At 56.5% G+C, this 4,338-nt stretch carries 6 protein-coding genes; all 6 read left to right on the top strand.

What is annotated here, in order from left to right; genetic code table 11:
- The coding region (locus VMU57_RS08815) for a hypothetical protein (RefSeq protein ID WP_325382531.1) at window positions 1-228 on the top strand (228 nt) is incomplete at its 5' end.
- A gap of 95 nt (window positions 229-323) precedes the next feature.
- Entirely contained in the window at window positions 324-1,163 is an 840-nt protein-coding gene (locus tag VMU57_RS08810; RefSeq protein ID WP_325382529.1) for a hypothetical protein, read from the top strand.
- Between the two features lie 57 nt (window positions 1,164-1,220).
- Window positions 1,221-1,688 (top strand): hypothetical protein, encoded by a 468-nt coding sequence (locus VMU57_RS08805; protein ID WP_325382527.1) that lies wholly within the window; start codon window positions 1,221-1,223, stop codon window positions 1,686-1,688.
- A gap of 110 nt (window positions 1,689-1,798) precedes the next feature.
- A complete protein-coding gene (locus tag VMU57_RS08800; protein ID WP_325382525.1) occupies window positions 1,799-2,986 on the top strand; it encodes a hypothetical protein in 1,188 nt (395 codons plus the stop codon).
- A gap of 189 nt (window positions 2,987-3,175) precedes the next feature.
- Window positions 3,176-3,793 (top strand): hypothetical protein, encoded by a 618-nt coding sequence (locus VMU57_RS08795; RefSeq protein ID WP_325382523.1) that lies wholly within the window; start codon window positions 3,176-3,178, stop codon window positions 3,791-3,793.
- Between the two features lie 116 nt (window positions 3,794-3,909).
- The coding region (locus VMU57_RS08790) for a hypothetical protein (protein WP_325382521.1) at window positions 3,910-4,338 on the top strand (429 nt) is incomplete at its 3' end.

Below are 4,338 nucleotides of genomic sequence, written 5' to 3'. Positions count from 1 at the left end.
CTTGCCCGCATCAAAAAGCAGGAAGCCCAGCAACTTCGCGAAGCCATGCTTCGCTCTCAGGCCAAATGTCGCCGCGATGGACTCGCAGACCAGCAAGGGTCCGTGGTTGCCGCCGTCTACCAATGGTTGAAAGCGGAATCGGATGCTGCGCTGTTCACGGTGCAGATCGAAGCGATGAAGACGTTGGGGCCTCTCCTCGCGACCTTGCCATCGGTTCCAAAACAATAATCATTGGCAGCAGCCCAACGTTCCCCCGGCAGAATTCTGTCGGGGCGAGCCATAAGTACCCCCCCAACAAACAAACTTTTCGCACAGGTGTCTCCATGTCTCGACTCACCAAGCAGCAATCCAAACTGCATGCACAGGCCTACTCCCTGCTTCAGCAGGATTCCTTGACGTTCGATGAGCGACTCTTCGTTCTCGACAATTGGCAGGAAAGCGCCAACCATGTGAATGGATCTGCGGGCGCTTTCTTTACTCCGCGCAGTCTTGCCAGGGGCTTGGCCATCGAGACCTTCGGAGGCAGAATTCTCGACATCTGCGCCGGTATTGGGTCGCTCGCATTCGCAGCCTACCATTACTCTGCTGGCACACAGACCGGTGGGCGTCCGAACATTACGTGCGTGGAGATCAATCCAGACTATGTCGCCGTGGGCCGCAAAGTGCTGCCAGAGGCCAGCTGGATCGTAGCTGATGCCTTTGATCTTCCCTCGTCTCTCGGCGGCTTCGAATGCGTGATCTCCAATCCACCCTTCGGCCGCGTCCAGCACGACGGTAGCGCACCGCGCTACACCGGATGCGAATTCGAGTACAAAATCATCGATATTGCCAGCGATCTTGCCGATCACGGGGTCTTCCTGATTCCGCAAGCTTCAGCGCCATTCAAGCTGAGCGGCATCCGGGGTTACGAAGACACGCCAACCGACAAAGTTCTCCGCTTTTCTCAGCAGTCCTCGATAGAGTTGGATCCAAATTGTGGTATCGATACCGCCGCTTCGATGGATGAATGGCACGGTGTCACCGTGATGACGGAAATTGCTCTGGCCGACTTCATCCAGGCCCGGTCCCGTCGCCGCACGGCGGCCGCGGCTGTCCAGCCAGAAACGACCGGCTTGGCGCAGCAATCTGTTTCCCAACAGCAGGAACTCTTCGCCTCCGCTTAGCTTCTTGTCTTTGCTGTAGCAGCACCAGAAATCCACTCGTTGAACAGGAAACTTTCTATGAAAACGTATTCAGCCTGGGGCGAAAGCCGGCAATCCCTCGACCACTTTCTGGTAATCGGCGACGTTGTCGATCAGGAAATGGCCGATTACTTCGTCAACGTCCTACCCCCGGTTTCAATGTCGGGGCTTCTGGTGCAGATCGGGGAGCCTGTGAAGGATGTTGCAGGCCGCCCGACGTACGCCACGCTACGCAGGAGCAGCGCGCGTGAATGGGTTTACGCTGGCAATTGCTATCGGGGCGCGTCTGCGGAGCCCGCAGAGCCCACGCGGGGTATGTCTGACCTTGCTATCGACATCCTCCGCGCCACCCACGACGGTAACGACCTGGCGCCGCGGGACCTCGCGCTTGTCGAGGGAGCCGTCAACGGGCACCTCAACGAGCTTGGCAACGCGGCCATGGTCGCGCTCCACGCCAACGCGACAAAGCTGGAAGGCTACACGTCGCCCTCCCCTGTAAACAAATGAAGGATACCGGAGTGGCATTTCTTGCCGCTTATCAAAAAGTAGATTATCGGAAAATAGATTATCAAAAACCTGATAACCTCTTTCTTGATAAACAGACTTGGAGATAGCAAATGGATTCTAAGAGCAACCCGTTCAGATTTGGCGGCGATCTCGGTGCTGACGAAATCGTTGACCGAGTGGAGGAAACTGCGCTGGTCGAGTCGACCATACGCAATGGTGAAAAGCTGTTCCTGATCGGTCCGCGGCGGTTCGGGAAAACTTCCATTCTCCGTTCCGCTGATGAGAACCTCACTGCCGCCGGCGCTGTCGTCCTTAGACTTGATGCCGAGGCCTACCCCACTATCGACATGCTTGTGTCAAAGATCGTTACTGCTGCGGCCACGCGTCTGAAGGGTAAGCTGGATCTAGGAATCGAGCAGATCAGCCGTTTCTTTTCGAGGCTCAAGCCGGAAATTACGTATGACGGTGTGGAACAGGAACTCTCGATCAGCCTCGGAGTTGATTCAACCGCGAAGGAGAACCGTCCCGTCAAATTGCTTACGGACGCGCTCGACGGTTTAGAGGCACTCGCTCTTTCTCAGCCCCGCTCGCGACCTGTCGGTCTGATTATTGACGAATTTCAGGCGGTAGTCGCCCGTGGGGGAATTGAAGCCGAGGCTCAGATTCGCGCCGCAATCCAGGAACATCGACGGGTTGGCTATGTCTTTGCTGGTTCACAGACCCGAATCATGACAGATATGACCCAGCGGCACGAACGACCGCTTTACCGCTTAGGAACAAACAGATTCATTGGCCCGCTACCAGCCGACGAGTTCTCCGCTTACCTACTGAGACACTTTCGGCGGGGAGGATTTGCTGCACCCACTGCAGCACCCGTCCAGAGCATTCTTAACTTAGCTGAAGAGGTCCCATTCAATGTGCAGATGCTGGCTCACAATTGCTGGGAAGAGCTGCGAAACAAGAGCGGCTCAAAGCAGCCAAAACTGACCGTGCAGCTCGTTGAAGCAGCCTTGCGGCGAACGGTGAACGGCCTCGATCCCTGGTATACGGAATCCTGGACTCGGTTGACGACCGTACAACAGAAAACCCTTCTTGCAGTTATTCGGCGTCAAGGCACAGGAATGAGTTCGTCCGAAGCCGCACGCTCGCTCGGCCTTGCCGTCTCATCGCTCCAATCAGCGATCCGAGGCCTCCAGGACCAGAACATCCTGCGCGACGACCCTGCCGCCGGGCGCATTCGCTTGCGCTTCGTCGATCCATTTTTTCCGCACTGGGTCAGAATGGTCGTCATCCGATAAACGGAGGGTGGTAACGCGGGCTACATCAGCAGCGGAATTCCGACGACGCGTCTTCGCACAGAAAGGTCTCCCATGAACTGTTTCGATGCTGCGTCCGACGAAAACGCCCGTTCCCCCATCCCGGACAGCGCCCTCAATTGGTTTCCTCCAATCGCCGCAGCTGGCCTGCCTGTGCCGCGCACGGAGTTTGTGCTCTACGATCCCTTTACCTTATATCCAGTTCTCGACTGCGAACCGATGGGAGATTTCCCGAAAGAAGTCCTTTACGACGCCTGCAAACGAATTGGATATCCGGTATTCCTTCGCACAGACCTGGCAAGCGCAAAACATGGAGGCCCGTCCGCATTCAAGGTGGAATCCCCCGATCGGCTCATGCAGTGCGTCTTCGAGACGTTTGAAGATAATTGCTTGAAGGATATTGCCGGCGCTACCCATGCATTCATGGTTCGTCAGTATGTCGCCATCCAACACACGTTCACCGCCTTCCGAGGACTCCCTATCGGACGAGAATGGCGATTCTTCGCAGACCAGGCCAACGTCCTTTGCCATCATTTCTATTGGCCAGAAGAAGCATTGACCAATGCACAGACCCAGGGACTGGACTGGCGTGTTCAATTGCACGAACTCGCATCACCTCTTGTCACCAATGACCTCGCTGCATTGTCGGATATGGCATTGCGTGCGGTCGGGGCGATTGGCGCTGGCGCATGGTCAGTCGATTTCGCGCTGGATGTCGATGGAAAATGGTGGTTGATCGATATGGCCACGGCTGGTCGTTCCTGGCATCCAGATTGCTCCGCCAAATAGTGGGTCGCGCACAAGCACGCTATGGTGTGCGCTGGCCGCTGCCACGTGCGCAATTCCAGCCCAGGTGGAACACCTCATCAAGCCTCAAGCCCCATAACATCCAGAAAGAAGGAACCATGGGAGCAACAGTTACCACCGACCGCCGAGTCGGAGCATTCATCTCGCCTTGCGGTAAAACGATCTATGTCCTCGCGGAATCCAGCTACGAGAAAAACTGCACGCCGCACACGCCAAGCTGGTCATGCATCGGGATCGGCGAGATTAGCGCCGTTCTCCGCCGTATCTTCGCGTGCGGTTCGTCCTGCGAGGGCGGCATGCTGCAGAATCGTAACGGGCACATCAGTCCCGAGGGCTACATTCGCTCATGGCTCGAGGAGTTGAAAGCTCCGCTCGAAATGCGCGACTTCCAACTCGACCTCAAGGCGGGTGCGGGCTTTTACGCCACAGTCCAGAACGAGAACATGAAGAGCGTTTCCGAGGCCCTAATCTCTATCGGACGCGTCGACATTTCTACCTCGCTGCTCGCCGGCGAAACCTTTACGATA

It is taken from the genome of Edaphobacter sp. (assembly GCF_035532915.1).
Taxonomy (GTDB): Bacteria; Acidobacteriota; Terriglobia; order Terriglobales; family Acidobacteriaceae; genus Edaphobacter.
Note: the sequence above shows the minus strand (reverse complement) of the source record. Positions and strands in the feature narration are given on the sequence as shown.